Source organism: Maritalea myrionectae, from assembly GCF_003433515.1.
GTDB lineage: Bacteria > Pseudomonadota > Alphaproteobacteria > Rhizobiales > Devosiaceae > Maritalea > Maritalea myrionectae.
The window spans coordinates 1,858,326-1,881,811 of sequence record NZ_CP021330.1 but is presented as its reverse complement, the minus strand read 5'-3'; the positions used below and the strand labels follow the sequence as shown (position 1 = coordinate 1,881,811).

32 protein-coding genes are annotated in these 23,486 nt (G+C 51.9%); 11 read left to right on the top strand and 21 right to left on the bottom strand.

Annotated elements, in window-relative coordinates; all coding sequences use genetic code 11:
* Positions 1-91: 91 nt before the first annotated feature.
* Both MXMO3_RS09700 and MXMO3_RS09695 read right to left on the bottom strand, forming a co-directional pair.
* Positions 92-772: a P-loop NTPase family protein gene (locus tag MXMO3_RS09700; RefSeq protein ID WP_117395749.1), complete on the bottom strand. Its 681-nt coding sequence runs from the start codon at positions 770-772 to the stop codon at positions 92-94.
* Between the two features lie 9 nt (positions 773-781).
* Positions 782-1,909 (bottom strand): AI-2E family transporter, encoded by a 1,128-nt coding sequence (locus tag MXMO3_RS09695; protein WP_084634155.1) that lies wholly within the window; start codon positions 1,907-1,909, stop codon positions 782-784.
* Between the two features lie 162 nt (positions 1,910-2,071).
* Between MXMO3_RS09695 and purM the strand changes: the two genes are divergently transcribed.
* The 4 genes from purM to MXMO3_RS09675 all read left to right on the top strand — a co-directional run bounded on the left by purM (position 2,072) and on the right by MXMO3_RS09675 (position 5,481).
* Positions 2,072-3,148 (top strand): phosphoribosylformylglycinamidine cyclo-ligase, encoded by a 1,077-nt coding sequence (gene purM / locus MXMO3_RS09690; protein WP_117396771.1) that lies wholly within the window; start codon positions 2,072-2,074, stop codon positions 3,146-3,148.
* On the top strand, positions 3,145-3,774 hold the full coding sequence (gene purN / locus MXMO3_RS09685; protein WP_117395748.1) for a phosphoribosylglycinamide formyltransferase: 630 nt from the start codon (positions 3,145-3,147) through the stop codon (positions 3,772-3,774). The genes purM and purN overlap by 4 nt, the downstream gene beginning before the upstream one ends.
* A gap of 10 nt (positions 3,775-3,784) precedes the next feature.
* Positions 3,785-4,483, top strand: a complete 699-nt coding sequence (locus MXMO3_RS09680; protein ID WP_117395747.1) for an SDR family oxidoreductase — start codon at positions 3,785-3,787, stop codon at positions 4,481-4,483.
* Between the two features lie 101 nt (positions 4,484-4,584).
* Positions 4,585-5,481: a DMT family transporter gene (locus MXMO3_RS09675; protein ID WP_117395746.1), complete on the top strand. Its 897-nt coding sequence runs from the start codon at positions 4,585-4,587 to the stop codon at positions 5,479-5,481.
* 90 nt (positions 5,482-5,571) lie between these two features.
* Here the strand turns inward: MXMO3_RS09675 and MXMO3_RS09670 are convergent, their stop codons facing one another.
* Genes MXMO3_RS09670 through MXMO3_RS09660 form a run of 3 tightly spaced genes read right to left on the bottom strand, consistent with a single transcriptional unit; the run spans position 5,572 to position 6,671 of the window.
* Complete coding sequence (locus MXMO3_RS09670; RefSeq protein ID WP_117395745.1) at positions 5,572-5,916, bottom strand: YnfA family protein; 345 nt, start codon at positions 5,914-5,916, stop codon at positions 5,572-5,574.
* A gap of 24 nt (positions 5,917-5,940) precedes the next feature.
* The gene (locus MXMO3_RS09665; protein ID WP_117395744.1) at positions 5,941-6,279 is read right to left on the bottom strand and encodes a hypothetical protein; all 339 of its coding nucleotides are present in this window, start codon (positions 6,277-6,279) and stop codon (positions 5,941-5,943) included.
* Positions 6,276-6,671, bottom strand: a complete 396-nt coding sequence (locus MXMO3_RS09660) for a hypothetical protein (protein WP_117395743.1) — start codon at positions 6,669-6,671, stop codon at positions 6,276-6,278. The genes MXMO3_RS09665 and MXMO3_RS09660 overlap by 4 nt, the downstream gene beginning before the upstream one ends.
* A 91-nt stretch (positions 6,672-6,762) precedes the next feature.
* Here MXMO3_RS09660 and MXMO3_RS09655 point away from each other — a divergent pair, with 91 nt between their 5' ends.
* The gene (locus tag MXMO3_RS09655; protein ID WP_117395742.1) at positions 6,763-7,200 is read left to right on the top strand and encodes a MerR family transcriptional regulator; all 438 of its coding nucleotides are present in this window, start codon (positions 6,763-6,765) and stop codon (positions 7,198-7,200) included.
* Between the two features lie 188 nt (positions 7,201-7,388).
* Here MXMO3_RS09655 and MXMO3_RS09650 read toward each other — a convergent pair whose 3' ends face one another.
* The 3 genes from MXMO3_RS09650 to MXMO3_RS09640 form a co-directional block, all read right to left on the bottom strand.
* Entirely contained in the window at positions 7,389-7,820 is a 432-nt protein-coding gene (locus tag MXMO3_RS09650) for a GNAT family N-acetyltransferase (protein ID WP_162889214.1), read from the bottom strand.
* Positions 7,821-7,918: 98 nt separating this feature from the next.
* Positions 7,919-8,401 carry a GNAT family N-acetyltransferase gene (locus MXMO3_RS09645; protein ID WP_117395740.1) on the bottom strand — a complete coding sequence of 161 codons (483 nt, stop codon included), beginning with the start codon at positions 8,399-8,401 and terminating at the stop codon, positions 7,919-7,921.
* 9 nt (positions 8,402-8,410) lie between these two features.
* Positions 8,411-9,127, bottom strand: coding sequence for a helix-turn-helix transcriptional regulator (locus tag MXMO3_RS09640; protein ID WP_162889213.1), 717 nt, complete (start codon positions 9,125-9,127; stop codon positions 8,411-8,413).
* Between the two features lie 83 nt (positions 9,128-9,210).
* On the opposite strand from MXMO3_RS09640, the gene MXMO3_RS09635 reads away from it, so the two are divergent.
* Entirely contained in the window at positions 9,211-9,936 is a 726-nt protein-coding gene (locus tag MXMO3_RS09635; protein WP_117395738.1) for a glutathione S-transferase family protein, read from the top strand.
* Positions 9,937-9,968: 32 nt separating this feature from the next.
* On the opposite strand, the gene MXMO3_RS09630 is transcribed toward MXMO3_RS09635, so the two are convergent.
* From MXMO3_RS09630 to MXMO3_RS09610, 5 genes are all read right to left on the bottom strand, one after another.
* Positions 9,969-10,364, bottom strand: coding sequence for a VOC family protein (locus tag MXMO3_RS09630; RefSeq protein ID WP_117395737.1), 396 nt, complete (start codon positions 10,362-10,364; stop codon positions 9,969-9,971).
* A gap of 22 nt (positions 10,365-10,386) precedes the next feature.
* The gene (locus MXMO3_RS09625; protein ID WP_027835182.1) at positions 10,387-10,884 is read right to left on the bottom strand and encodes a GNAT family N-acetyltransferase; all 498 of its coding nucleotides are present in this window, start codon (positions 10,882-10,884) and stop codon (positions 10,387-10,389) included.
* A 4-nt stretch (positions 10,885-10,888) separates the two neighbouring features.
* Complete coding sequence (gene gatB, locus MXMO3_RS09620; RefSeq protein ID WP_027835181.1) at positions 10,889-12,370, bottom strand: Asp-tRNA(Asn)/Glu-tRNA(Gln) amidotransferase subunit GatB; 1,482 nt, start codon at positions 12,368-12,370, stop codon at positions 10,889-10,891.
* 64 nt (positions 12,371-12,434) lie between these two features.
* Complete coding sequence (locus MXMO3_RS09615; protein ID WP_027835180.1) at positions 12,435-12,740, bottom strand: chorismate mutase; 306 nt, start codon at positions 12,738-12,740, stop codon at positions 12,435-12,437.
* A 133-nt stretch (positions 12,741-12,873) separates the two neighbouring features.
* On the bottom strand, positions 12,874-13,761 hold the full coding sequence (locus tag MXMO3_RS09610) for a formylglycine-generating enzyme family protein (RefSeq protein WP_162889212.1): 888 nt from the start codon (positions 13,759-13,761) through the stop codon (positions 12,874-12,876).
* Between the two features lie 321 nt (positions 13,762-14,082).
* Here MXMO3_RS09610 and MXMO3_RS09605 point away from each other — a divergent pair, with 321 nt between their 5' ends.
* Positions 14,083-14,340, top strand: a complete 258-nt coding sequence (locus tag MXMO3_RS09605; RefSeq protein WP_027835178.1) for a YjhX family toxin — start codon at positions 14,083-14,085, stop codon at positions 14,338-14,340.
* Between the two features lie 25 nt (positions 14,341-14,365).
* Here MXMO3_RS09605 and MXMO3_RS09600 read toward each other — a convergent pair whose 3' ends face one another.
* The 8 genes from MXMO3_RS09600 to MXMO3_RS09565 all read right to left on the bottom strand — a co-directional run bounded on the left by MXMO3_RS09600 (position 14,366) and on the right by MXMO3_RS09565 (position 19,916).
* Entirely contained in the window at positions 14,366-14,632 is a 267-nt protein-coding gene (locus MXMO3_RS09600) for a helix-turn-helix transcriptional regulator (RefSeq protein ID WP_027835177.1), read from the bottom strand.
* The gene (locus MXMO3_RS09595; protein ID WP_162889211.1) at positions 14,629-15,204 is read right to left on the bottom strand and encodes a hypothetical protein; all 576 of its coding nucleotides are present in this window, start codon (positions 15,202-15,204) and stop codon (positions 14,629-14,631) included. Before MXMO3_RS09595 ends, MXMO3_RS09600 begins: the two co-directional genes overlap by 4 nt.
* A 79-nt stretch (positions 15,205-15,283) precedes the next feature.
* Positions 15,284-16,057, bottom strand: a complete 774-nt coding sequence (locus tag MXMO3_RS09590; protein ID WP_162889210.1) for a pentapeptide repeat-containing protein — start codon at positions 16,055-16,057, stop codon at positions 15,284-15,286.
* A gap of 2 nt (positions 16,058-16,059) precedes the next feature.
* Complete coding sequence (gatA, locus tag MXMO3_RS09585) at positions 16,060-17,544, bottom strand: Asp-tRNA(Asn)/Glu-tRNA(Gln) amidotransferase subunit GatA (RefSeq protein WP_117395733.1); 1,485 nt, start codon at positions 17,542-17,544, stop codon at positions 16,060-16,062.
* 67 nt (positions 17,545-17,611) lie between these two features.
* Positions 17,612-17,899 carry an Asp-tRNA(Asn)/Glu-tRNA(Gln) amidotransferase subunit GatC gene (gatC, locus tag MXMO3_RS09580; protein WP_027835173.1) on the bottom strand — a complete coding sequence of 96 codons (288 nt, stop codon included), beginning with the start codon at positions 17,897-17,899 and terminating at the stop codon, positions 17,612-17,614.
* 166 nt (positions 17,900-18,065) lie between these two features.
* Complete coding sequence (locus tag MXMO3_RS09575) at positions 18,066-18,632, bottom strand: hypothetical protein (RefSeq protein WP_036222530.1); 567 nt, start codon at positions 18,630-18,632, stop codon at positions 18,066-18,068.
* Positions 18,633-18,763: 131 nt separating this feature from the next.
* Complete coding sequence (locus MXMO3_RS09570) at positions 18,764-19,288, bottom strand: PDC sensor domain-containing protein (RefSeq protein ID WP_162889209.1); 525 nt, start codon at positions 19,286-19,288, stop codon at positions 18,764-18,766.
* Positions 19,289-19,364: 76 nt separating this feature from the next.
* Positions 19,365-19,916 carry a hypothetical protein gene (locus MXMO3_RS09565; protein ID WP_117395731.1) on the bottom strand — a complete coding sequence of 184 codons (552 nt, stop codon included), beginning with the start codon at positions 19,914-19,916 and terminating at the stop codon, positions 19,365-19,367.
* Between the two features lie 77 nt (positions 19,917-19,993).
* On the opposite strand from MXMO3_RS09565, the gene ruvX reads away from it, so the two are divergent.
* The 4 genes from ruvX to plsY all read left to right on the top strand — a co-directional run bounded on the left by ruvX (position 19,994) and on the right by plsY (position 23,467).
* Positions 19,994-20,452, top strand: coding sequence for a Holliday junction resolvase RuvX (ruvX, locus tag MXMO3_RS09560; RefSeq protein ID WP_117395730.1), 459 nt, complete (start codon positions 19,994-19,996; stop codon positions 20,450-20,452).
* Positions 20,453-20,528: 76 nt separating this feature from the next.
* Positions 20,529-21,518, top strand: coding sequence for an aspartate carbamoyltransferase catalytic subunit (locus MXMO3_RS09555; protein WP_117396770.1), 990 nt, complete (start codon positions 20,529-20,531; stop codon positions 21,516-21,518).
* Complete coding sequence (gene pyrC, locus MXMO3_RS09550; protein WP_117395729.1) at positions 21,518-22,822, top strand: dihydroorotase; 1,305 nt, start codon at positions 21,518-21,520, stop codon at positions 22,820-22,822. The genes MXMO3_RS09555 and pyrC overlap by 1 nt, the downstream gene beginning before the upstream one ends.
* Positions 22,823-22,855: 33 nt before the next feature.
* Positions 22,856-23,467, top strand: a complete 612-nt coding sequence (gene plsY, locus MXMO3_RS09545; RefSeq protein ID WP_117395728.1) for a glycerol-3-phosphate 1-O-acyltransferase PlsY — start codon at positions 22,856-22,858, stop codon at positions 23,465-23,467.
* The last annotated feature ends 19 nt before the right edge of the window (positions 23,468-23,486 follow it).

The following is a 23,486-nucleotide window of genomic DNA, read 5'->3' as shown; positions in this document are numbered from 1 at the left end:
AATTTGAGCCGCAATCGTGCGCGTTTGCGCAACCAAATCTGCGCCTATGCCCAAGGGCTTAAATTGATTATATGGCAATTGTGTAACAGAATTATTGACTATAGAGCCGCGCCAAGGCTTCTCCGGCCAACCGTTTGGAAATCGGCTTATGCCGCTCGAGCGACATTTGATCCATCATTTCCACCAGTGTCACCACATGGGCGGGTGACCGCTCCATCCGCGATAGCAAATATGGAATGAGGCCCGGATCAATCTGAATTTGTCGGTCATCGAACAGTTTGACGAACAATTGCGCCAAATGCGCATCATCAAGCGGCGATATTTCCAAGTTCAGCGCCAACCGAAGGCGCGACCGCACATCCTGCGTTTCCAACGGCCACTCTGCCAAGGGACGGTCTGCTGTCATCAAGAGTGGCATTTGCGATCGCATGGATTGATTGAGCAGGTTGAACAGCGGTGTTTCCCCCATCCAAAGCGCGTTGCAATCCTCAACCAACAAAGGCCCGTCCATATGTTGCGGCCAAGCCGCCCCACTGTCGCGCGACAATATCTGCGCACCCTTGTGGGCCGCCCACATATTCGCCAAATGGGTTTTGCCAGATTTTTCAGGCCCAATCAGCAAAGTGGTTGGCCCCGGCCATTCGCGCATGCCCATCAAATATTCATAAGCCTGCAAATTGCCGGCGCTCACCACAAAATCGTCCTCGCCGAGCGCCGTTTCAAATGGCAGGTCGAGCACCAATTGTTGTGAAGGAGCTTTTTGGGCGGTCATGCGCGATCCTTAAGCCTGCTCTTGGGCGGCATCAGATTCGCCCGCCATTTCTTTTTTCGCCTGCTCGAGCTCACGCTCTGTCTTGGCTTCGTAAAGCGAGCTCTCTAGATATTTGCGCACCGCATAGCGCACCAAAACGCCAGTGACAGCAGCCAATGGCACGGCCAACAGCACGCCAACGGCACCAAACAAAAGCGCAAAAGCAAACAACGCAAACATCAACCACACAGCGTGCACGCCGATGGAACGGCCAACCAGTTTCGGATAAAGCACATTGCCCTCAATAAACTGGCCAAACATAAAGATGCTGAAAACCACGGCAATCATAGTCCAATCAGGCCAAAACTGCACGATCGCGACGCCCATGGACAAAACAAAACCAATAAGGAAACCCACATAGGGCACAAAGGAAAACAGGCCTGCAGACAAACCGATGGCCAAGCCGAAATTCAACCCCACCAAGGACAAGCCTGTAGCGTAGAACGCCGCCAAAATCAGCACTACGCTAGATTGGCCGCGCACAAAGCCCGCCATCGCTTGGTTGATCTCCACAAACACGTCGCGAATTTCGTCGCGATAGGCGCGTGGCAACAATTCATCGCCGCGCTTGATCATATTGTCCCAATCCAGCAGCAAATAGAATGCCACAACAGGTGTCACAATCAACAAGCCAACAACGTTGAGAACCGCCAAGCCGCTCTGCATGACGCGCGATAAGAGTTCGATGGCAAAGCCGACGCCCTGGCCCAGGAAGTTCGAAATATTGCCCTCAATTTCGGCCAATTGCTCCTCGCCAATCCATTCGCGCAAGGCGGGCGCATATTCAGACACCAATTCCTGCAAGTCCTGCACATAGCCCGGCAACCGTTCAGCCAACCCTACCATTTGCCCCAAAATGCTGGGCACAAGAAACAAAAAGGCCCCCACAAATGCCAACACGCACAAGAGCATGATCAAAAAAGTGGCCCACAAACGGGAAAATTTCAGCCGCTCGAGAAAGTCCGCCGCGGGGTCCAGCATATAGGCCAAGACCATCCCAGCGATGAAAGGCAACAATATGCCGCGGAATACCCACAAAAACAAAACGGTGACCACCAAAATCACCAACCAGGTTTTTATTTGGTTTTGTAGTGTCATTCCCCACTCCCACTCTTGCGCGAACGCCCGCAATTCTTTATCAGCGCTGTTAAAGCGTTTGCGGCCCCGTTGCAAGAAGCTGCACCCGATGCCCCAACGCAAATTATGCATCCGATTTGTGCGATTGCACGTTGCCACACATATGGGGAATGGACCAGCCCAATGCCAGATGAGATCAAGAAAAACACAAATTCACTTTCTTATGCAGATGCAGGTGTGGATATCGATGCCGGAAACGCCTTGGTCGACCGGATCAAGCCCGTCGTAAAATCCACAGCCCGCCCTGGTTCTGATACAGAAATTGGTGGTTTTGGTGGCTTGTTTGATTTGAAAGCCGCAGGCTTTAAAGACCCCATATTGGTCGCCGCAAATGATGGCGTGGGCACCAAACTCAAAATCGCAATCGATAGCGGCATTCACGACACGGTCGGCATCGACCTGGTAGCTATGTGCGTCAATGATTTGATCGTGCAAGGCGCGGAGCCCCTGTTCTTCCTCGATTATTACGCGACGGGCCAATTGGACAATGATGTGGCCGCTGCCGTGATCGAAGGCATTGCCGCAGGCTGCCGCGATGCCAATTGCGCCTTGATCGGCGGCGAAACGGCTGAAATGCCCGGCATGTACAGCAAAGGCGACTATGATCTCGCTGGCTTCTGCGTTGGCGCAGCGGAACGGGGCAATATGCTACCCACGAACGACATTGAGGCTGGCGACGTGTTGATTGGACTACGCTCATCAGGCGTTCACTCCAATGGTTATTCGCTGGTGCGCAAAATCGTTGAGATCAGCGGCCTGAATTGGCAAAGCCCTGCCCCGTTTGAAGATGGGGTAACACTCGGCGAAGCGCTGCTCCGACCGACACGAATTTATGTGCGGCAAGTTTTGGCCGCCCTCAAGGCAGGCCACAAGATCAAAGCCCTCGCCCACATCACAGGTGGTGGCTTCACCGAAAATATTCCCCGCGTGTTGCCAGACACCTTGGCGGCCAGCATTGACCGCTCAGCGATCAAAGCCCCACCAGTATTTGGCTGGTTGGCCAACACAGGTGGCGTCGAAACCAACGAAATGATGCGCACCTTCAATTGCGGCGTCGGCATGGTGCTCGTGGCCAGCAAAAATGAAGCGGATGAACTCATCAACGCATTGAAAGATGAAGGCGAAGAGCCAATCGTTCTAGGTGCACTGATCGAGCGCGATGGTGACGCAGTAACCTATAGCGGTGAGCTCGCGCTATGAGTGGCAAAACCAAAGTCGCCATTTTGATCTCAGGCCGCGGCTCAAACATGAAAAGCTTGATTCAAGCTGCGAAGGACAAGGACTATCCTGCTGAAATTATTGGCGTCTTCTCCAATCGTGCTGACGCCGCCGGGCTTGATTTTGCCAAGGACCATGGCATTCAAACAGCCGTTATCTCCCACAAAGACTTCAACAGCCGCGAAGCCTTTTGCGACGCCCTTGATGAACAGCTTGAAGCGTGGGGCGCTGAGTTTATTTGCCTTGCCGGCTATATGCGCATCCATTCAAACGCATTTGCGGAAAAATGGTTGGGCAAGATGCTCAATATCCACCCCTCCCTGTTGCCACTGTTCAAGGGCCTGAAGCCACAACAGCAGGCACTGGATGCAGGTGTGAAGGTCTCGGGCGCCAGTGTTCATGAAGTGATCCCTGAGCTCGATGCCGGACCGATTGTGATGCAGGGCGTCGTGCCCGTACTTGAAGATGATGATGCCGACCGCCTCGCAGCCCGCATTCTCAAAATCGAGCATCAAATTTATCCCAAAGCACTGGCACATTATTTAAAGGTGCAAACCAATACTGACCGATCAGCCGCCGCTGATCAAAGCCTCATCTGGCCGCAATAGGAGATAACACATGACCAAAACCGTACTGATCACTGGCGCAAACAGAGGCATTGGATTGGAATTGGTCAAACGTTATTTGCAGGAAGATGAGTGGCACGTGATCGGCACGTGCCGCCATCCTGAAAACGCCGTCGAGTTAAAGCAATTGGTGGACAGCTCATCCAACCGACTGACAATCCTGCCCCTCGAAGTGACAGATAGCGCGTCAGTTTTGCAGCTCAAAAATAGCTTGAGCGACAAAATGATCGACGTGCTGATCAACAATGCAGGCATTTTCAACGATCGCGGTTCGAGTATTGGCTCGTTTGAATTTGACAAATGGGCCGAAAGCTTCGACGTGAATGTGCTGGGGCCGATGCGGGTGACAGAGGCGTTGCGCGATAATCTTGACCATGCAAACACCGCCAAGATCGTCACCATCTCCAGCCAATTGGGCGCCCTTAGCCGTCGCGCTGTATCCAATTACGCCTATTGCAGCTCCAAAGCCGCGCTCAACAAGGCCATGTCCACATTGGCCAATGAGCTTGAGGACACCAACATGATCGTCGCCATGTTCCACCCGGGCTGGGTGCAAACAGATATGGGCGGCAGTGATGCGGAGATCACCCCGGCGCAAAGCGCAGATGGCATTTTCTCAACGACAGAAAAGCTGACCAAGGCTGACAGTGGCAAGTTTTTGAAATGGAATGGCGAAATCCACCCCTGGTAGCGTGATCACGAGAATTGATCACACTATTGCCAAAAACGGTTCGACCAATTTTGACTCATCGGTTAGGTTCGTCGCGCTAATTAAGTCACGAAAGCAAAAACATGCGCATTTCCGATTGGTTGATTGTTATTCTGTTGGGCACCGTTTGGGGCGGATCATTTCTGTTCAACGCCATCATGGTGAAAGAAATTGATCCCATCACCATCTCATTCGGCCGTGTGTTTTTCGCCGCACTTTTGTGCTGGGCGGTCTTTTTTGCCCTTGGCAAGCGCGTCAGTCTTAACGGGAAAACACTTTTGGGCCTGTTTGTCCTTGGCGTCATCAATTTCGCCATTCCGTTTGCCCTGTTTCCACTGGCGCAAAAGAGTGTTTCTGTTGGTGTATCCGGGATCACCAATGCCCTCACCCCGATCATGGTGGTGATTGTCTCGCAATTGTGGCCTGGCGGGGAAAAGGCGACTTTTAACAAATCTCTCGGTGTCTTGGCGGGCTTCACCGGTGTCACCATTCTGGCCATTCCGGCTCTGCAACAGGGTGGACACAGCGAAGTATGGGCCATTGGGCTGATCATGTTGGCAACGCTTTGCTATGGTTTCGCCATGAACATTATCCGTTCATACCACCATATCGATTCCACGCTTACTGTCTGTGTTGCGCTCACCGGCGCATCGCTGGCCCTGTTCCCCTTCATGCTGGCAATTGAGGGGGTTCCCACCATTGCCAAGCCCGAAACATGGTGGTCCATCGGGTACATCTCGATCATTGCAACGGGTATTCCGTTCCTGATCGTTTACAAACTTGTGGAGCGTGTTGGCGCCACCAACTTCTCTACCGCGACGTTCGTTGCGCCAATCTCAGCCCTGATTTTGGGCTTTGTTGTGCTCGGCGAGCCGATTTTGCCTGTGCATCTATTTGGCATGTTGGCAATTTTTGTGGGAATCTTGATGATCGATGGGCGGCTTTTCCTACTGTTTAAAAAGGCCAAGCCGAGCATTTAGAGCGCCTTGGCATCTAGAATTGATCTTTTTTGCAAGCACTTAATGAGGGCATAAACTCAGTCACACCCTCATTAAATCGTGTGCTATTTGCTACTGAACGGAACCGCGTGGCGCGAACAATATGATCATCGCCGCAAGAACGGCCAACCCGGCACCAATCAAATCCCATCTGTCAGGTATTTGCCCTTCCGCCCCCCAAAGCCAAAGCAGTGATGCAGCTATATAAATACCGCCATAGGCCGCGTAAGCCCGGCCTGCATGGTCGCTTGGAGCCAGCGTGAGCAAGTAAGCGAAAGCAATGAGCGCCACTATGCCAGGAGCTGTCCACCAGATGGACTTGCCCATGCGCAGCCACGCCCAAAATGCAAAGCAGCCCGCAATTTTCGCAAGCGCAGCGGCGGCATATATTGCAGCGGTCACAACAAATTGGTTCATGGTCTCACCTTACCTGACGTTTTATCAACATATCGATTTCAACCGATCCATAAAGCTCTCGGGCTTGTCTATAGGCAGCTCGCAAGACTCGCCAGCATTGCAACCAGCGTTGGGTCCGCAGGAGCAAGACTTGGTCCGCAACTGCGCCTTGCGCCGCTTGTGACGATACCAAATATAGGCCCCACCGCCAGCAAGAAACAACGCCGCCAGCCCAAACTGGCCGAAGAGTGAAAGGGTGACACCACCGGCCGCAAACAGGGCGATCACCGGCGGGGCAATAAGGGGCGCACAACAGGCTACGCAGGCCGCCATAAGCACTCCACCCGTTTTGGCCGCATTCATTTTTGTGGAACTTTTGCTCATGCTATCCCCCGATCTATTTTTGCGACAAAGCTGTCGAACAATTCATCGATTATTGCTTCTGCCGATTTCGGCGCAGTGATGGTTAGGTCCACCTTGTCTTCACTATGCTGCCATGCAAAATCAAGAAACGGGCAGCACTCTGCTTCCTTAGCCACAAGGTTTTGCAGCGTGCTCAAAGCGTCCTTGCTATAGGTGAGCTGCAGCCGCAGTGGCTCGCGCTGGCTGGCGAGCAGCGCACGCTGGCCAAGCGCCTCGATATTTTCTGCCCGTTTCTTAAACCCATTGCCCAGTGAACATGCGATCGCAGGCGTTGGCTCAATATTGTCGCGGGCTGCTGAGCCACATGTCGAACAACATGTGTCCGTTGCGATATTTTCTGAATTGGTTTCCATCTAAAATCTCTCCATCCTTGTTCACAATAGACAGACCTTACTTCTTCAAGTAACTTTAAGGGCAAGAGGAAAATTGAAATTGGAGTTCTCAATGGCGAGACAGGCGCAACGGCTCACCATCGGCGCATTAGCGAAAGCCACAGGCGTGACCACGCCAACAATCCGTTATTATGAGGATATTGAACTCCTCCCACCCGCCGAACGGTCGGAAAATGGGCAGCGTATGTATGTTCAAACCGATGTTTCTCGCCTGATATTTATCAAGCGCTGCCGCGACTTCGGTTTTTCAATTGAGCGGGTTCGGCTGCTTTCAGGTCTTTCAGTCAGCCAGGACAAGGATTGCTCTGAAGTGCGCGACATTGCACGTGTTCATCTGGACGAAGTGCGCACCCGCCTTGAGGAACTAAAGGCGTTAGAGTGCAGCCTGAGCAATTTTGTCGGTGCCTGCGATAAAGCCTGTGCGGGCGGGGCGAGCGTCGATTGCACAATATTCAAGGATATATCAGAACCAACACAGAATTGCTGCTAACACGGCAATAGGGGCCCATACAGTTGGCCTCAATACTCACACTAGCTTGGCCATACTGAACTCATAGAGTTCATCGTCCGCGAACCGATTTTACCCGTGCATCTGTTTCGCATGATGGCAATTTTTGTGAGAACCTTGATGATCGATGGACCGCCTTTCCTACTGCCTAAGAAGGCCAAACCGAGCATTTAGAGTGTCAATTCCATCAAAATCTCGTTGACGCCTTCTGGTGCAAACTCAGACGGGGCGCGAGCTTTCTCAACAAAGCCGTAGGCCTGGTAAAATCGAACAGCTCGATGGTTGGGTTCATAAACCTCCAACCGCACCAAATGGGCTTGCGGAAACGCGGCAATGCCCTCGTCCAGCATCTGCTTACCAAGCCCTAAGCCGTGATATCGAGATGCAAGATAGAGGCGCGCCACCCGGACAATGCCGGGTTCTACCTCACGCATCAAAATCTGCCCGACGATTTCGTCACCATCCACTACCAGCAACGAGAGAATGGCGTCGCTCTCAGCTTCCTTGCGCAATTGCTGATCCGTCAGCCACAAGCTCACAAACCGCTCAACGCGCTTTGCACCAATGAACCCGTCATAGGTTTCATGCCAAATGGCCGCCATACAGGTTCTCAGCTTTGCAATGTCGTCCGCCCGACTAGGGCGAATAAGGATTTCACTGTCCATGTCGAAATTATAATCAGATTAAAAGTGAAACCAAGCTAAAGCGCCTTGATCATCCGAAATTCATAAAGTTCATCATCCGCAAATTCATCGCGCAATTTTTCGCAAACGGCAAAGCCTTGCGCCCTGTAAAACGCCACCGCCCGCGCATTGTTTTCATACACCTCAAGGCGGACACTTCTTCCCTGCGGAAATGCAGACAGCGCTGCATTCAGCAATTGCGCGCCAACACCATGACCATGGTAGGTCGCTTGGAGATAAAGTCGCCTGAGATGCAAATGCCCCTCACCTTCGTCCGCGACGAGAGCATGGCCGACAATGTCGTCAATATTTTCGGCAACCAAGGACACACAATTTTCTGCAGTCGTTTCGGCCGCCTGCTTTTCAGGCGTGTGCCACATTGTTGTGAGTTGGTCGACACGCGCACGACCCAAAAACGGCGCGTAGGTCTGATGCCACACCTGCTGCAGCATCGCCTTCAACCCAGAAACATCATCAGCCCTTGTGCGGCGGATAAGCACGTCAGCACCTCAAATCGTATGTCGAACAAGATGAGGTTGGCGCTTGCTTTCAACTGCCCACCACTCTTTCTTCAGCTGAGCGCGACTTTTGGGCAATTTTTGGTCGAGAACATCAATGGATTGAATGCGGTCCGCCCGGAAGGCGCGAAAATCCTGCCGCAACTCGCACCAGCCGAGCAAAAGCCGCTTGAAGTTAAAATAACCAAGCGATATCGGCCACACCCGCCGCCGCGATTGGGCGCCCGCCTCATTGGTATAGTCAATCTCGATGATTTGCCCGCTGCGCAGCGCCTGCCGCAATTGCCCGGAGGTCACCACACCAACATAGGTTTCCGTGCTGCCAGGCGGCGCATAAAGCGACACATCGTAAAATTCGTCGCGCAAATGGTCCGGCAAGACAGCCGCTATCTTGGCCACAATATCTTTGGCTGCCATTTGCTGATCAGCGTCGCCGTGCGCTTCCACCCAACGCGCCCCCAGCATCAACGTTTCCAACTCGAGCGAATTGAAAAGAAGCGGCGGTAAATCCAGCCCATCTTCAAGCACATAGCCAACCCCCGCCTCGCCGCGCACAGGCACACCGACAGATTCCAGCGATGCCATATCGCGATAGATGGTGCGGGGCGTGACCTCAAGTTCCTCAGCGATCTTTTGCGCCGAAATGGGCTGGTATTTGGCGCGGCGCAAAATCTGCACAATTTGTAATAACCGATCTGCGCGACGCAATTTAATTCTCCATGCTGACACAACGCTGTCAGTAGCGTGTCAGTATTTTAATCGTCATTCAAGCCAAATCAAAGGATGCAGATATGACGATCAAATTTTTCCAACCGCCCGTTGCGCCCGGCACCCCTTGCCTGAGCCCCTTTTGCGCCAAACTCGACATGCTGTTGCAACTCTCAGAGCTCGATTTTGAACGCCATGTGCAAGGCGACCCGCGCGAAGGGCCGAAACAAAAAGTACCCTTCATCGAAGACGCAGGCGAACGGCTTGGAGACAGCAATTTTATTGCCGAATATTTGCGGGAACAGCACGGTTTTGACTCGCAACGCCATCTAAACGCAACGGACCGCGCCATGGGCAACATGGTGATTTCAACAGTGGAAGAAAAGCTCTATTGGGTGCTCGTATATGGCCGTTGGCGCAAGCCAGAGAACGCGGCAATTATGAAGTCGATCTTCTTTGGCCATATGCCCGATGACGCGATGCGCAAAGAGATTAGCGATGGTGCAGAGCAAATGATCAACAACACGCTTTATGGCCAGGGCATTGGCCGCCACACAGAGGAAGAAGTGGTGGCGATCGGCTGCCAGATCATCGACGATTTGAGCACGCTTTTAGGCGACAGCGCCTGTTTTTTCAGCAACACCCCAACGCTTATCGATGCCAGTGTTATCGGCTCATTGGTCAATTTCGCCTACGGCCCGGCGCAATCACCGGTAGCTGAACATATACGGCAAAAGCCCAATTTGGTGCAGTACATGGATCGGCTGGCGCAGCAATATTTTCCCAATTTGGAAAAGCAAGCTGCATAAAGGATTGGGGCGGCTTGCCGCCCCATCATGCGCTATTCCTGCATTGGCACGGTGGGCGACGACACATCGATCATCTGACCATTTGGGTCTTCAATCAACATGCGTTCTTGCCCATAGGGCATGGCTGTGGGTGGCGAAATGATGTTGGCACCCACCTGTTGCGCCGCAGCATGGGCAATATGAACATCCGCCACGACAAAGTTGAGAATACCGCCAGTGGCGCGAGCAGCCATTCCTTCGGGGACAATCGGGTTGTTGGCGTCAAGGATCGCCAATTCGATCACTGGGCCATCTGCCGGGGTGAGAATCACAAACCAATCACTGTCGAAATGGCGCTTCAGGTCCAAAATGTCGGTATAAAAAGTGGCTGTTGCCTCCACATCTTGTGCAAGCATTGTGTAGAAAATACGCGAAACCTTATTGCTCATAAAAATCTCCTGGGAAAAAAATTTAAAGAACTTTGGTCATCTTGATGCTGGGCGGCTCATTTTCTGGCGTCGGCTCCGGCCCAGCTTCAAAAAATCCGATATGCTTATAAAATCCGATGGCGGCCTGGTTTTTCTCCAAAACAGCCAGTTCCAAATGCACAGTGCCCGGAAATACCTCGAGCACTGCATTTAGAAGCGTGGTGCCAATTCCCGCGCCTTGCGCTGTTTCCAACACATAAAGATAGCCGATCAAAACAGATCGGTTTTCGCGCGGCAACGCATAGCAATGGCCAACGATTAATCCATCATTTATGGCCAGAATATTGGCGGCATTTTTGTCGGCGATACGCTCTTTAAAATTGCGCGGCGCCAACCACATCTCGCAAATCTCATCAAGCTGGTGCCCGGGCATCAGCCCGCGATAGCTTTCGCGCCAGGATTGCCGCATCATCACGCTGAGTGCACTTGCATCGGCAAGGCGAGCGTCGCGGATCGAAAATGCCATCGGACCCGCGACCATCAGTTTAAAGTCCTAATTTCGACTTCAAAATTTCATTCACGGCTTGCGGGTTGGCTTTGCCCTGCGATGCTTTCATCACCTGGCCCACAAACCAGCCCATAAGCTTTGGATTTTGTTGCGCTTTGGCCACTTGGTCTGGGTTGGCGGCAACGATCTCGTCCACCATCTTCTCAATGGCACCCGTGTCAGTCACCTGCTTCATGCCGCGCTCTTCAACAAGCTTGGCTGGATCCCCGCCTTCGGTCCAAACAATCTCAAACAAATCTTTCGCGATTTTGCCTGAAATATCACCTTTGGAAATCAAATCGACAATGCCGCCCAATTGTTCGGCGCTCACAGGGCTGGTGGAAATCTCAAGGCCCTCTTTGTTCAAGCGACCAAATAATTCGTTGATCACCCAGTTCGCCGCCAATTTGCCATCGCGTCCATCAGCAACTTTCTCGTAGAAATCAGCCGATGTACGGTCTGCCACCAGCACGCTGGCGTCATATGGTGTAAGGCCCAATTCCTCAACGAAGCGATGCCGCTTTTCATCGGGCAATTCGGGCAAGCCAGCCTTCAAGCCCTCGATAAAGGCATCGTCAAATTCCAGCGGCAACAGGTCTGGTTCCGGGAAATAGCGATAATCCTGCGCATCTTCTTTAGAGCGCATGGAGCGGGTTTCCCCGGTTTTGGGGTCGAAAAGCCGCGTTTCTTGGTCAACAACGCCGCCATCTTCCAAAATATCGATTTGACGCCGGGCTTCATATTCAATCGCCTGGCCGGCAAACCGCATAGAGTTTACATTTTTGATTTCGCAGCGTGTACCAAAGTCACCGCCGGGCCGACGCACGGAAACGTTGATATCCGCCCGCAGCGAACCCTGCTCCATATTGCCGTCACAGGTGCCCAAATAGCGCATAATAGTGCGCAGCTTATTGATATAGGCCTTGGCTTCGTCGGAAGAGCGCAGGTCGGGCTTAGACACGATCTCCATCAGCGCCACGCCAGCGCGATTGAGGTCGACAAAGCTCATATTTGGATGCTGGTCGTGCATTAGTTTGCCCGCATCAGTCTCCAAATGCAGCCGCTCGATACCGATTTCAACTTCACCATCCTCACCCATGTCGAGCAAAACCTTGCCTTCGCCAACAATCGGGTCGAGATATTGAGAAATCTGGTAGCCAGGTGGCTGGTCGGGGTAAAAATAGTTTTTGCGGTCGAAAATAGAATGCTTGTTGATTTGTGCTTTAAGGCCAAGACCTGTGCGCACAGCTTGGCGCACACATTCTTCGTTGATCACTGGCAACATGCCCGGCATCGCCGCATCCACAAAGCTCACATTGTTGTTGGGTGGCTGGCCAAACTCGGTTGATGAACCAGAAAACAGTTTGGATTCCGAGGTCACTTGCGCGTGCACCTCTAAGCCCAAGACCATTTCCCAATCGCCCGTTGCGCCGCTGATAAACTTTTTCGGGTCGGGCGTGCGTGTATCAACAAGTGTCATATTTTCTTCTCTTCGCTTGATGTCGCGATAGGATTAACTCGCGCTGTCGCTTGTTCTTCTTATGCTATTCTTGGCTGCGGCGGGCGGCAATGACGCCCTTTTCGAAATTCACGTTCCAGTCGATCAAGGTCCGCCAAATCAGCTCGGCTTGGTCCTCGTCCAAATTCTTTTCTAAAGCGCGCTTCCGCACTTTTTCAATCACCGTTTCAATGCGCGCAGGATCAAACGCTTCGTGCGGGTCGGTCTTGATGGCCGCCATTCGGGTCACATAGGCATGGCGCTCCGCAAACAATGAAATCAATTGCTGGTCCAGCCGATCAATCTCGGCGCGTACATCGTCCTTCGTGTGACAGTCTTTAGGCGTCTTCATCAATTCGCTCAATCTGGTCAAAATCCGCATTTACGATAAGACGCGCCAAACAAGGCGCGCCAACGATTTGGATTAAAGCAATTAGCCCCAATTGTCTATTGCTGTGGCAGGCTTTTTCAGTCCATTTTTGCCGCTATTCCGCCAATGTCACCACTCGAAAACCGATGTGCCCATCATTATAGGAAGGGCCATCCTCAAAATGCTTGTAAGCCGACCGTCCCACAAACGGATTTGAGCCCCACCAGCCGCCCTTTTCAGCCTTTTTGTAGCCTGTTTCTGGGCCGGTTGGGTCATTGACCGGGCTGCTTTCATAATACCCCTCGCCCAACCAGTCCTGCACCCACTCCATCACATTGCCAGACATGTCGAGCGCACCAACCCAACTGGCGCCCGCCAGATATTGGCCCACGGGCGATGTTCTCGTTTGGCCAACAATATGTGCATGTTCAGCAACCCAATCATCGCCCCACGGATAGGTCCGGCTTTCTGGACCGCGCGCCGCATATTCCCACTCAGCCTCAGTCGGCAATCGACCACCGCGCCAAGCGGCAAAGGCTTCAGCCTCAAAAAATGTGATGCAGGCACGTGGATGATCCGGTTTATCGGAGGAGTCACAAGGCAGTGGCAAAATGGCGATATATTGCCCTGACAACCATTTTTTGCCTGCTTCGCTCCAATATTCTGGCTTTTCATAACCACCCGCGGCTGCAAATTCGGCAAAGGCCGCATTAGTGACCTCTGTGCGGTCAATCCAATAATCGTTCGTCAGGCAAACCTTATGCGCCGGTGTTTCATATTTCGGCGCCGCATTCGCGGCCCATTCTGGCGCGTCCAGACTGTTGATAAACGCGCTTAGCGCCGATTCATTTGTTCCCATTTGAAAGCACCCCGCAGGCACAAATACTTGCGTCACGCCGCTTTCATCCTGTCGCTCAGATCCAGCTTCAATTGCCATGGCGCTAGACCCTGTCATGAGCGCAACACCAATTGTCAGCGCCCGAACCACATTTTGTTTGGCCAAGTTTCCCATCCCCTTTTTCCACCAATTTTAAGCAGCAACAGCGAAATTGCAACGCACGATGCAGCGTTGCCGAATTGCCGCACTCGCTGCGCAATTACAATTGAAAATAAGATTGAGACTAGACCAAATCGAGCAAATCACTATTGGATAAAATTCCCTTCCGAACCTACGGAGTTTTAATGCAACAACTGTCGGAAACCCGCTAAGGACCTGCCGCAAGCGCAGGTCTAAAACGAATTTAAAGACATCATGCGATTGGGCTGGTGGCTTTACGGGTTTGTTGCGCCTTGAAAGATCAAGGCAAAGATCGACAGAATATCAATGGACATATCAAAAGAAGAGCAACACATCTTGCACCATTTGGCGCAAGGCGGCGTGCTGCGCGTGACAAAGAACGAACATAAAAAAGTGACGAAGGTTGAATGCCTTACCCGCGAGGGTTGGCGGCTCGAGGCCATCAATGTCCCGCTGTTTCAAAAGATGAAACGCAGGAAATGCATTGCCTCATCCGGTGGCCAACCCTACCGGATCACACGACGCGGACTTGAACTGGTGCGCAGTCAACTCAACAATCGGTAAATCTGAAGGGCGGCCTTGTGCCGCCCTATTTGTTGGTTTTGGCGGAGGGCCGAAGCGCGGCCTCATCCACCAATTCAAATGGCTCTGCACTAAACATGGCGTCCAACCCCACGCCCAGGGCCTTTGATAAATTCAGCGCCAATTCAATGGTTGGGTTAAACTGCTGACGCTCGATGTAGCCAATCGTTTGCGGATGCACATTGATCAGCTCCGCCAATTGCTGACGCGAAAGCCCCCGCTCAACCCGCAGCATTTTCACCCGATTGTAAAAATTGACCTGTTTGCTGCTCATAGATCATCCTCAACCGATTGCTCACCAGACGCGCCAAGCATCCAGCTCAACACAATATGCTGCGCTGATGCCACAACCACCCAAATCGGGATCGCGAATGCAACATAAACGGCGAATGCCACATCAAGATTCTGAATTGTCAAAAAGAGTGCGGGCGCAAAAAACAGCGAAAATGCAAATATCACCACCGAAAGGCTATGCGATCGCGCTTTGGCTTCGAGATAAATCTGCTCCATGCGTTCATCAAAATGCTTAAACATGGCGCGATTGACCTGAATGACCATCGCCGCCTCAGAAAGCCACGCAATAAAAACAGCAATGGCGAGCAAGGCAAAGTGGGGCAACATCGACCAATTCTGGTCCGTTGCATAAACAAGCAAGCCTGACACAATGCCGATACCCGTTGCCCCAAGGATAAAAGCGATCGCCGTGAGGCGGCGCGCCAAAGCGCTTTGCAAGCCCTCGCCCAATTGCGAGTCAGCCATGCGCTCGATAAAGCGGACATATCCAATGGCACTTAGAAACTTAAAGTCTCGGGATTTCTTTTCATATTTGGGATAACTATACATCATGCAGCTCCATCGGTGCTTATATTAAACATAATATAGCATATATACTACATTTTATAGATTTCAAGATACAAAATGAATTTTATCCCGGAACCACATGAATTCCAAATTTTGAAATGATCGCCGCCAATTGGCTTTCGGAAACTTTCATATTCCGAATGCCCGAAAGGGCGGTGATATCAATAGAGTCGAGATTTGCGCCTTGCAGATTGGCATTTTCAAAATTGGTGCGATCATGCAGCACATTTGCCAAATCGCTTTCGCTTAAATCGGCACCGTAAAAACTGCTGTTTGACAAATCAGCCCCCATCAAGCGGGACCGTACAATTTTGCAATCGTCGAAATTCAACTCATTCAACTTGGCATAATCAAGTTGGCAATCCTCAAACCGCACATCGCGCAACATCTTGTTGTTGCCCACCTCGCGCCCCAAAATGGCGCGGCGCAAATCAACGCCCATCATTTTGCAGTCAGCGAACCGCACCTCATAAAGTTTGGTGCCCATAAAACTGGCGTTGGAAAGGTTGCATTGCTCAAACTGAACGTCGCGCATTTCCACTCGCTCAAAGCTGATTCCCTTATGGGATTCGCTATTGAAGAAGCGGCAATTCTCAAAGCTCACATTGTCGAACTTCGCCGATTTCACACTGGCTTTGGACAGATCGCAATTGATAAAGCTGGCATCTATAAACTCAGCTTCGCTTATGTCGGTCTCCTCGAACACGCAATCTTCAAACTTTGCGCCGGTGAAGTCTTCATCGACCAAGTTTAGCTCAAAAAGAAGGCACGCCTGAATGGGCGTGCCTGCATCAATCCAATCCAACAAATCGGCTTTTGATATTTGTTCGCGAACCAAACTTACCACCACTGTTTGGGGGTAAAATCTTCACCGTGCGCTTTTTCGATCACGCGGCCAGCCGCAAACAATGTTTCTTCATCAAACGGCTTGCCGATCAACTGAAGCCCCAATGGAAGGCCCTGCCCATCTTTACCCGCAGGCACCGCAATGCCTGGCAAACCAGCCATGTTCACCGTTACAGTGAAAATGTCATTCAGGTACATTTTGATCGGATCTGTTGCCATGTCCTGATCGGCTACACCAAAGGCAGCTGAAGGCGTGGCTGGCGTCAAAATTGCATCCACACCATCATTAAAGACATCTTCGAAGTCTTTCTTGATCAAGGTGCGCACTTTTTGCGCCCGCAAATAATAGGCGTCGTAATAACCAGCGGAAAGCGCATAAGTGCCGATCAGCACACGGCGCTGCACTTCACGGCCAAAGCCTTCGGCGCGGGTTTGCTCATACATGTCGGTGATGTCTTTGCCCGGCACACGCAAGCCATATTTTACGCCGTCATAACGCGCCAAGTTGGAAGAGGCTTCCGCAGGGGCCACGATGTAATAAGCTGGCAAAGCATATTTGGTGTGTGGCAAAGAGATATCTTTGATGGTCGCACCTTCGGCTTTCAACCATTCAAGCCCTTGATGCCAAAGTTTCTCAATCTCTTCCGGCATGCCCTCAACGCGATATTCTTTCGGCACACCAATGGTAAGGCCTTTCACGCCACGCTCAACGGCAGCGGCAAAATCTGGCACAGCCAAATCAACTGACGTGCTGTCTTTCGGGTCAAAGCCTGCCATCGAGGTCATCAAATGCGCACAATCTTCCACCGTGCGGGCAATTGGGCCAGCCTGATCCAATGACGACGCAAAGGCAACAACACCCCAACGCGAACAACGGCCATAGGTCGGCTTAATGCCCACCGTGCCCGTAAATGCTGCTGGCTGACGGATTGAACCGCCGGTGTCTGTTGCTGTGGCCCCTGCACAAAGCCATCCGGCAACGGCAGATGCAGAACCGCCAGAAGAACCACCAGGCACCAAATCCTTATTGCCGCCTTCAGCACGCCATGGATTGATAACGGGCCCGTAATAGGAGGTCTCGTTTGATGAGCCCATGGCAAACTCGTCCATATTGAGTTTGCCCAACATCACCGCGCCATCATTCCAAAGATTTTGCGTGACAGTGCTTTCATATTCAGGCTTAAAGCCATCCAAAATGTGGCTCGCGGCTTGGCTGTGCACACCTTTGGTGCAGAACAAATCTTTAATGCCAAGGGGCACACCTTCCAGCGCACCGCCCTCACCTTTGGCCAAGCGTTCGTCACTTTTTTCAGCCATATCCAGCGCCTGATCCGCCGTGACAGCGACATAAGCATTAAGGCTTTGCGCTTTTTCAATGGCGTAAAGGTAAGACGCCGTGACCTCTTTCGAAGTGAAGTCTTTATTTTTCAAGCCTTTTACAGTGTCTGTAAGGCTCAATTTTGTCAGTTCAGTCGTCATGAATTCGTTCCACGCGCAGCGCTATATTCTGCAATCTTGAGGATATGAGAAATTGAAGGGCGTTGGCCTATTCAACCACTTTGGGGACCATAAAGAAGTCGTCTTCGCTCAACGGCGCATTGGCGACAATCTTTTCGGGATAACCACCATCCGTGATCTGATCTTCCCGACGGCGCAACGCCATGGGGGCAACAGATGTCATCGGCTCTACGCCCGAAACATCCACCTCAGACAATTGGTCAACAAAGCCCAAAATAACGTTCAGCTCGCCTTGAAGCTTCTCAACATCATTTTCTTCAATCTTAATGCGGGCAAGACGGCCAATCCGTCTTACGGTATCGGCATCAACCGACATGGCATTCTCCTGAAATAGAAATTAGATCGTCCGCTTTTAGCAATGCGATGCCGATCTCGCAACCAAAGATCAGCAAAAAACACATGTTGATCCCTAATCCCCATAAAGCAAGGGCCACACTGCTTCTCGCAATGCGGCCCCATGGAGCAATAAAGATTCGGAAAACTTAGTTTTCTTGATCAACACGTACGGCAAATGTGGCCGTGCCTACAATTTTTCCCGTGTCATCGCGCACAGGCACGCTCACCTGGCTTTGCACCACCTGTGTCGATTCATCCAACTCGATATCACCAAGATCCACACCACCACTATTGAAAGGAATGGACCATTTGTCCTCATCGCCCTGCCAATAATCCGAAGTCACTGCACTTTGACCAACATTAAGCCCTTTTGCATCCACCACAAAAATCTCAGTCAACACACCATTGCTGTTCGCTTGCACTGATTTTAGGTAATTCGACAATGGCCGATCCATGACCTCATTGATAAATGGCTTGTCCTCGGCATCAACCTCTGCGCGCCATTGGGCATCAAGTTCATCAATTTTCGCCTGATCATATCCGGCCGTCATTTCATTTTGCTGCACAACAGATGACCAAACAGCCTCACTGTTCACCACCTCAGCAACAGGGCCCGCCACAATCTCATTCAGTAAGTTTTCATAATCGTTCGCCGCAGCGATTTGAACGAAACCCAAAGAAACAATAGCCGTCGCCAATACCAAATTACGCATTCTCGATCTCCTTCTACAAGACCATAGAAGGGTGCAGCCCATCGGGTTAACGAAGGTCCAATTTGAAACGGTTTCACCGAAAAATCTGATGGCACCGTTAGAAATTAGTTACAAAATAGAATAAAGGCCGATCAATCACTACCAACACGCACAGCAAAGGTGGCTGTGCCTATGGTTTGGTTACGACTATCTCTGACTGGAACACTGATTTGGGCTTGTACTTTACCGGTAGAGTCATCCAAAGAAACCTCGCCCAGATTGATGCGGCCGGACTGGAAAGGCACTCGCCACTTTTCTTCATCGCCCTGCCAATAATCTGAGGTCACTTTACTCAGCCCCACATTTAGACCCACGGCATCGGTGATGATAATCTCCGTGATCACCCCTTCGCTATTGCGCTGAATACGCTTTAAATAGTCAGACAGGTCCCGCTCGAGGACATTGGATATTAGGGGCTGATGCTCCGCTTGCAATTCAGCACGCCATTTCTCATCCAGCGCCAAGATTTCATTTTGCGAGTAGCTCTCGGTTTGTTTGTTCTGCCGCGCGATTGCCGCACGAACTTGATCACGGCTCACAACCACAGCGATCGGCCCGGCAACAATTTCATTGAGTAAATCTTCATACTCGCTGGCACCGACGTGCTGTCCAAACACAGCAAGCAAACCAAAAATTATAAAGAATCTAGAGAGCAAGGTTCCTCCATTTTCTTTTCTGTTTCAACTGACGGGATCAAATCTCGACAGCGTAACCCGGCTCCAATATTTGAGCGGGACTATCCCCAACGGCGCATACAAAGCGCTCGAATAGCTCTTCGTCCGGCGTGGGTATGGCCAAAAGGTAATGTCTGGGCTGAATAGTCATCGATTTTTTCGCTTTAATTTCTTTAAAGCTCTTGATCAATTCATCTCGTTCGGCCGCCGCAATGATGACTATAGCATCCGATACCCAATCTGCAGGCAGTATACCACTTTCCAGCCCATCAATCACGATGATAAGGCGTTCTATCCCCACCCTGTCAATCAGGAGGAAGTTTTCGCCCTGCAGATAAAGGTCACCGGCACTATTGTCTTGATCGATTAACCGGCGCGGTCTTGCAGCAGGCTCCTGGCCCGAAAAAGCCGTAAAAGGTGCCGTGAGCTCGTCCTCAAAGGCGATGATCTTCGCCCCCGCTGCTTTCCCGGCATCAATATCCTGAATATTTTGTTTGTTTTTCGCGATCAAAAAATGCTCTAAGCCAAGCTCAAGACGCAAAACATTTTCACCAAGCCAAGTAATACGCATAATTAAAATTCCTATCAGTATATGAAAATGCTAATACAGATTTGGGCACGGTGCAATGGAACTTATGAGAGATTTTTATGTCAGTTGATAACCCGGCAGAATTGCCCGGAAAAGGCCGATTGATGGGCCTGGATTTGGGCACAAAAACCATAGGCGTGGCCATCTCTGACGGGCTGCAATATACAGCGACCCCGCATTCCACCATCAAACGCAAAAAATTCACGCAGGACGCCGAGCAGCTTTTAGCCATCATCAGCGATAATGACGTTGTGGGGATTGTAATTGGCCTGCCGCTCAACATGGACGGGTCCGAAGGGCCGCGCGTTCAATCCACCCGCGCCTTCCAGCGCAACTTTGCTCAAAAGACAGATCTGCTCATGGCCTTCTGGGACGAACGCCTGTCCACCAGCGCGGTCACGCGCACCATGATCGAGGCAGACATTTCCCGCGCCAAGCAAGCGGCAGTGGTTGATAAACTGGCCGCCAGCTACATTTTGCAGGGTTATCTAGACAGCAAGCGCCAACAGTTTTTTTAAGGATATGGAGCCAGCTCACTTGTTATGACCGCCGCATTGGGTTATGCCCGATAAACCGATTTGGAATGGCAGGCAAATGACTCCCAACTCGCGCACAAATTCTGACAATGCGTCTGGCACCAACGTGCCCACTCAACACCATTTTTCTCAAAAACATCTTTTAGGCATATCGCACCTCAATCCAGTGGAAATCACTGAATTGCTGGATCGAGCCGAAGCGATGGTGGACATCTCCCGGCAACCCAGAAAGGCAAAACATAGCCTTAAGGGCCGCACCCAGATCAATCTGTTCTTTGAGAACTCTACACGAACCCAATCCAGCTTTGAGATTGCAGGCAAACGTTTGGGCGCGGACGTGCTCAATATGGCGGTGCAAACTTCCTCAGTGAAAAAGGGCGAAACCCTCATCGACACAGCGGCAACTTTGAACGCCATGCAACCGGATGTGATCGTGGTGCGCCATGCCGCATCTGGTGCTGTGGAGCTTTTGTCACAAAAAGTGGCTTGTTCAGTGATCAACGCTGGCGACGGCACTCACGAGCATCCAACACAAGCCCTGCTCGACGCGCTGACCATCCGCCGCAATAAAGGCCGTTTGAACGGCCTGACCGTGGCCATATGCGGCGACATTGCCAATTCGCGGGTCGCCCGTTCCAATCTTTTGCTGCTGGGCGCCATGAATGCACGTACCCGCGTCGTCGCGCCGAAGAACATGTTGCCCACAGGGGTTGAACATATGGCCGCCGAAGTCTTCACCGATATGGAAGAAGGCTTAAAGGGCGCCGACGTTGTGATGATGCTGCGCCTGCAACATGAACGCGCCTCAGGCAAAATGATCCCCTCTGTGCGAGAGTTCTACCATTTCTATGGCCTGGATGAGCGCAAGCTGGCCTTTGCCAACGATGATGCCATCGTGATGCACCCTGGCCCCATGAACCGCGGCGTCGAAATTGCACCGACCATTGCCGATGGCCCCCGCTCCGTCATCACCGAACAGGTGGAAATGGGCGTGGCTGTGAGGATGGCCGTTTTAGAGGCGTTATTGGCCAATGGGGAGGCAAGCTGATGAAAAACGAATTGATCATCAAAAATGCCCGCTTGGTTGATCCTGCTTCCGGCAAAGATGAAAACGGTGCTATCTGGATTAAGAACGGCAAAATCAAAGAGATCCATTGGGGAAACGCACCTGATGCCCCTGAAGGGATCGAAACGCGCGACGCCCAAGGCAATGTGATTGCCCCCGGCCTGATCGATACCCGCGTTTTTGCAGGCGAACCGGGCCGCGAACACCGCGAAACCTTGGAAAGTGTCTCCAATGCCGCCGCTGCTGGCGGGGTTACCAGCTTTTTGCTGATGCCCGACACGACCCCGGTGATCGACGATGGCGCGCTTGTGGATTTTATCATCCGTCGCGCCGAAGCCACATCCTGCGTGAAAATTCTACCCTCGGCCGCCATTTCAAAGGGGCTTAAAGGACAAGACCTCACGGAATTTGGTTTGCTGAAAGCAGCTGGCGCACGCGCCTTCACGGATGGCAACAGCTCGATCCAGAGCACCGCCATGCTGAAAAATGCTTTTACCTACGCGCAAAATTTCGACATGCCGATCATCCACCAAGTGGGTGATCGCGAACTGATCGGCTCTGGCGTCATGAATTCTGGCATCCTGGCCACAGGGCTTGGACTGAAGGGCATTCCCCACGAAGCCGAAACCATACCCCTGGCACGGGACCTGCAACTGGCGGAAATGACTGGCGTGCGCTATCACACCGCGCAGATTTCCTGCGGCAAAGCCGCCGATATGATGGCCTATGCCAAGCAAAGCAATAAAAACATCAGCGCGGGCATTTCGATCAATCATTTGTGCCTGAATGAAAATGACATTGGGTCATACCGAACCTATTTCAAACTCAGCCCGCCTTTGCGCGCTGAGGACGAGCGGCAAAAGATGGTCGAAGGTTTGCGCAATGGCACGATCGATATCTTGCATTCTGCTCACGACCCGCAAGACACAGAGGGCAAGCGCCGCCCATTTGCAGAAGCCACCGATGGCGCAATTGGCCTCGAAACATTGCTGGGTGCAGCGCTGCGTTTGGTGCATGACGAACAAATCAGCCTTCTGGACCTTCTCAAAACCCTCACCATCAACCCTGCCAAGTTGTTGGGCCTTGAAACAGGCCGCTTGGCCAAAGGCGCAGCGGCGGACTTGATTGAGATCGACCTCAACTACCCATGGGTCGTGGCGGAAACCGACCTCAAATCACGCTCGCAAAACACAGCCTTTGAACATGCTCGCCTATTCGGTAAGGTGACCACAACATGGGTGAACGGCAATATTGTTTTCGAACAAGATGGCACAACTGCGCCATAAGCCTTTGGCCGATACTATTTGACGGGGATCATCATGGACTATGTAAATTTCATCATTGCAATCGCTGGCGGCTATCTGCTGGGTGCAATCCCCTTTGGCCTAGTGCTCACCAAGTTGGCTGGTTTGGGTGACATCCGTGAAATTGGGTCCGGCAATATCGGCGCCACCAACGTGCTGCGCACAGGCCGGAAAGATTTGGCCTTGCTCACCCTGATCGGCGATGCCGGCAAAGGCGGCCTGGCCGTGCTGTTGGCGCGCTATGCATTTGGCGAGCAGGCTGCTCTCTTGGCAGGCGTTGCCGCATTCGCCGGTCACGTATGGCCGATTTGGTTGGGTTTCAAAGGCGGCAAAGGCGTTGCCACATATATCGGTACCCTGTTGGCCCTCAACTGGATGGTGTGCCTGCTGTTCTGCGCCACATGGCTTATTGTTGCTGTGCTGCGCCGTTATTCTTCACTCGCCGCGCTCAGCGCTGCAGCAGCGGCGCCTGTTTTTGCCTATATCTGGTCCGGCGTTGCGTTAAGCGCTGCTTGTGCCATACTCTCGCTTATTCTTTACTACCGACATAAAGACAATATTTTAAGATTACTCGATGGCACAGAAACCAAAATCGGCGGCGCAAAAGCTGCCAACGGCGAGACGTGATAAGCAATTTGGCTGGTGC

Excerpts from the sequence above, each read along its gene's own strand:
- MXMO3_RS09700 (WP_117395749.1), bottom strand. The coding sequence starts at position 772 with ATGACCGCCCAAAAAGCTCCTTCACAACAATTGGTGCTCGACCTGCCA.
- MXMO3_RS09695 (WP_084634155.1), bottom strand. The coding sequence starts at position 1,909 with ATGACACTACAAAACCAAATAAAAACCTGGTTGGTGATTTTGGTGGTC.
- purM (WP_117396771.1), top strand. The coding sequence starts at position 2,072 with ATGCCAGATGAGATCAAGAAAAACACAAATTCACTTTCTTATGCAGAT.
- purN (WP_117395748.1), top strand. The coding sequence starts at position 3,145 with ATGAGTGGCAAAACCAAAGTCGCCATTTTGATCTCAGGCCGCGGCTCA.
- MXMO3_RS09680 (WP_117395747.1), top strand. The coding sequence starts at position 3,785 with ATGACCAAAACCGTACTGATCACTGGCGCAAACAGAGGCATTGGATTG.
- MXMO3_RS09675 (WP_117395746.1), top strand. The coding sequence starts at position 4,585 with ATGCGCATTTCCGATTGGTTGATTGTTATTCTGTTGGGCACCGTTTGG.
- MXMO3_RS09670 (WP_117395745.1), bottom strand. The coding sequence starts at position 5,916 with ATGAACCAATTTGTTGTGACCGCTGCAATATATGCCGCCGCTGCGCTT.
- MXMO3_RS09665 (WP_117395744.1), bottom strand. The coding sequence starts at position 6,279 with ATGAGCAAAAGTTCCACAAAAATGAATGCGGCCAAAACGGGTGGAGTG.
- MXMO3_RS09660 (WP_117395743.1), bottom strand. The coding sequence starts at position 6,671 with ATGGAAACCAATTCAGAAAATATCGCAACGGACACATGTTGTTCGACA.
- MXMO3_RS09655 (WP_117395742.1), top strand. The coding sequence starts at position 6,763 with ATGGCGAGACAGGCGCAACGGCTCACCATCGGCGCATTAGCGAAAGCC.
- MXMO3_RS09650 (WP_162889214.1), bottom strand. The coding sequence starts at position 7,820 with ATGGCGGCCATTTGGCATGAAACCTATGACGGGTTCATTGGTGCAAAG.
- MXMO3_RS09635 (WP_117395738.1), top strand. The coding sequence starts at position 9,211 with ATGACGATCAAATTTTTCCAACCGCCCGTTGCGCCCGGCACCCCTTGC.
- MXMO3_RS09630 (WP_117395737.1), bottom strand. The coding sequence starts at position 10,364 with ATGAGCAATAAGGTTTCGCGTATTTTCTACACAATGCTTGCACAAGAT.
- MXMO3_RS09625 (WP_027835182.1), bottom strand. The coding sequence starts at position 10,884 with ATGGTCGCGGGTCCGATGGCATTTTCGATCCGCGACGCTCGCCTTGCC.
- gatB (WP_027835181.1), bottom strand. The coding sequence starts at position 12,370 with ATGACACTTGTTGATACACGCACGCCCGACCCGAAAAAGTTTATCAGC.
- MXMO3_RS09615 (WP_027835180.1), bottom strand. The coding sequence starts at position 12,740 with ATGAAGACGCCTAAAGACTGTCACACGAAGGACGATGTACGCGCCGAG.
- MXMO3_RS09605 (WP_027835178.1), top strand. The coding sequence starts at position 14,083 with ATGGACATATCAAAAGAAGAGCAACACATCTTGCACCATTTGGCGCAA.
- MXMO3_RS09600 (WP_027835177.1), bottom strand. The coding sequence starts at position 14,632 with ATGAGCAGCAAACAGGTCAATTTTTACAATCGGGTGAAAATGCTGCGG.
- MXMO3_RS09595 (WP_162889211.1), bottom strand. The coding sequence starts at position 15,204 with ATGATGTATAGTTATCCCAAATATGAAAAGAAATCCCGAGACTTTAAG.
- gatA (WP_117395733.1), bottom strand. The coding sequence starts at position 17,544 with ATGACGACTGAACTGACAAAATTGAGCCTTACAGACACTGTAAAAGGC.
- gatC (WP_027835173.1), bottom strand. The coding sequence starts at position 17,899 with ATGTCGGTTGATGCCGATACCGTAAGACGGATTGGCCGTCTTGCCCGC.
- MXMO3_RS09575 (WP_036222530.1), bottom strand. The coding sequence starts at position 18,632 with ATGCGTAATTTGGTATTGGCGACGGCTATTGTTTCTTTGGGTTTCGTT.
- MXMO3_RS09565 (WP_117395731.1), bottom strand. The coding sequence starts at position 19,916 with ATGCGTATTACTTGGCTTGGTGAAAATGTTTTGCGTCTTGAGCTTGGC.
- ruvX (WP_117395730.1), top strand. The coding sequence starts at position 19,994 with ATGTCAGTTGATAACCCGGCAGAATTGCCCGGAAAAGGCCGATTGATG.
- MXMO3_RS09555 (WP_117396770.1), top strand. The coding sequence starts at position 20,529 with ATGACTCCCAACTCGCGCACAAATTCTGACAATGCGTCTGGCACCAAC.
- pyrC (WP_117395729.1), top strand. The coding sequence starts at position 21,518 with ATGAAAAACGAATTGATCATCAAAAATGCCCGCTTGGTTGATCCTGCT.
- plsY (WP_117395728.1), top strand. The coding sequence starts at position 22,856 with ATGGACTATGTAAATTTCATCATTGCAATCGCTGGCGGCTATCTGCTG.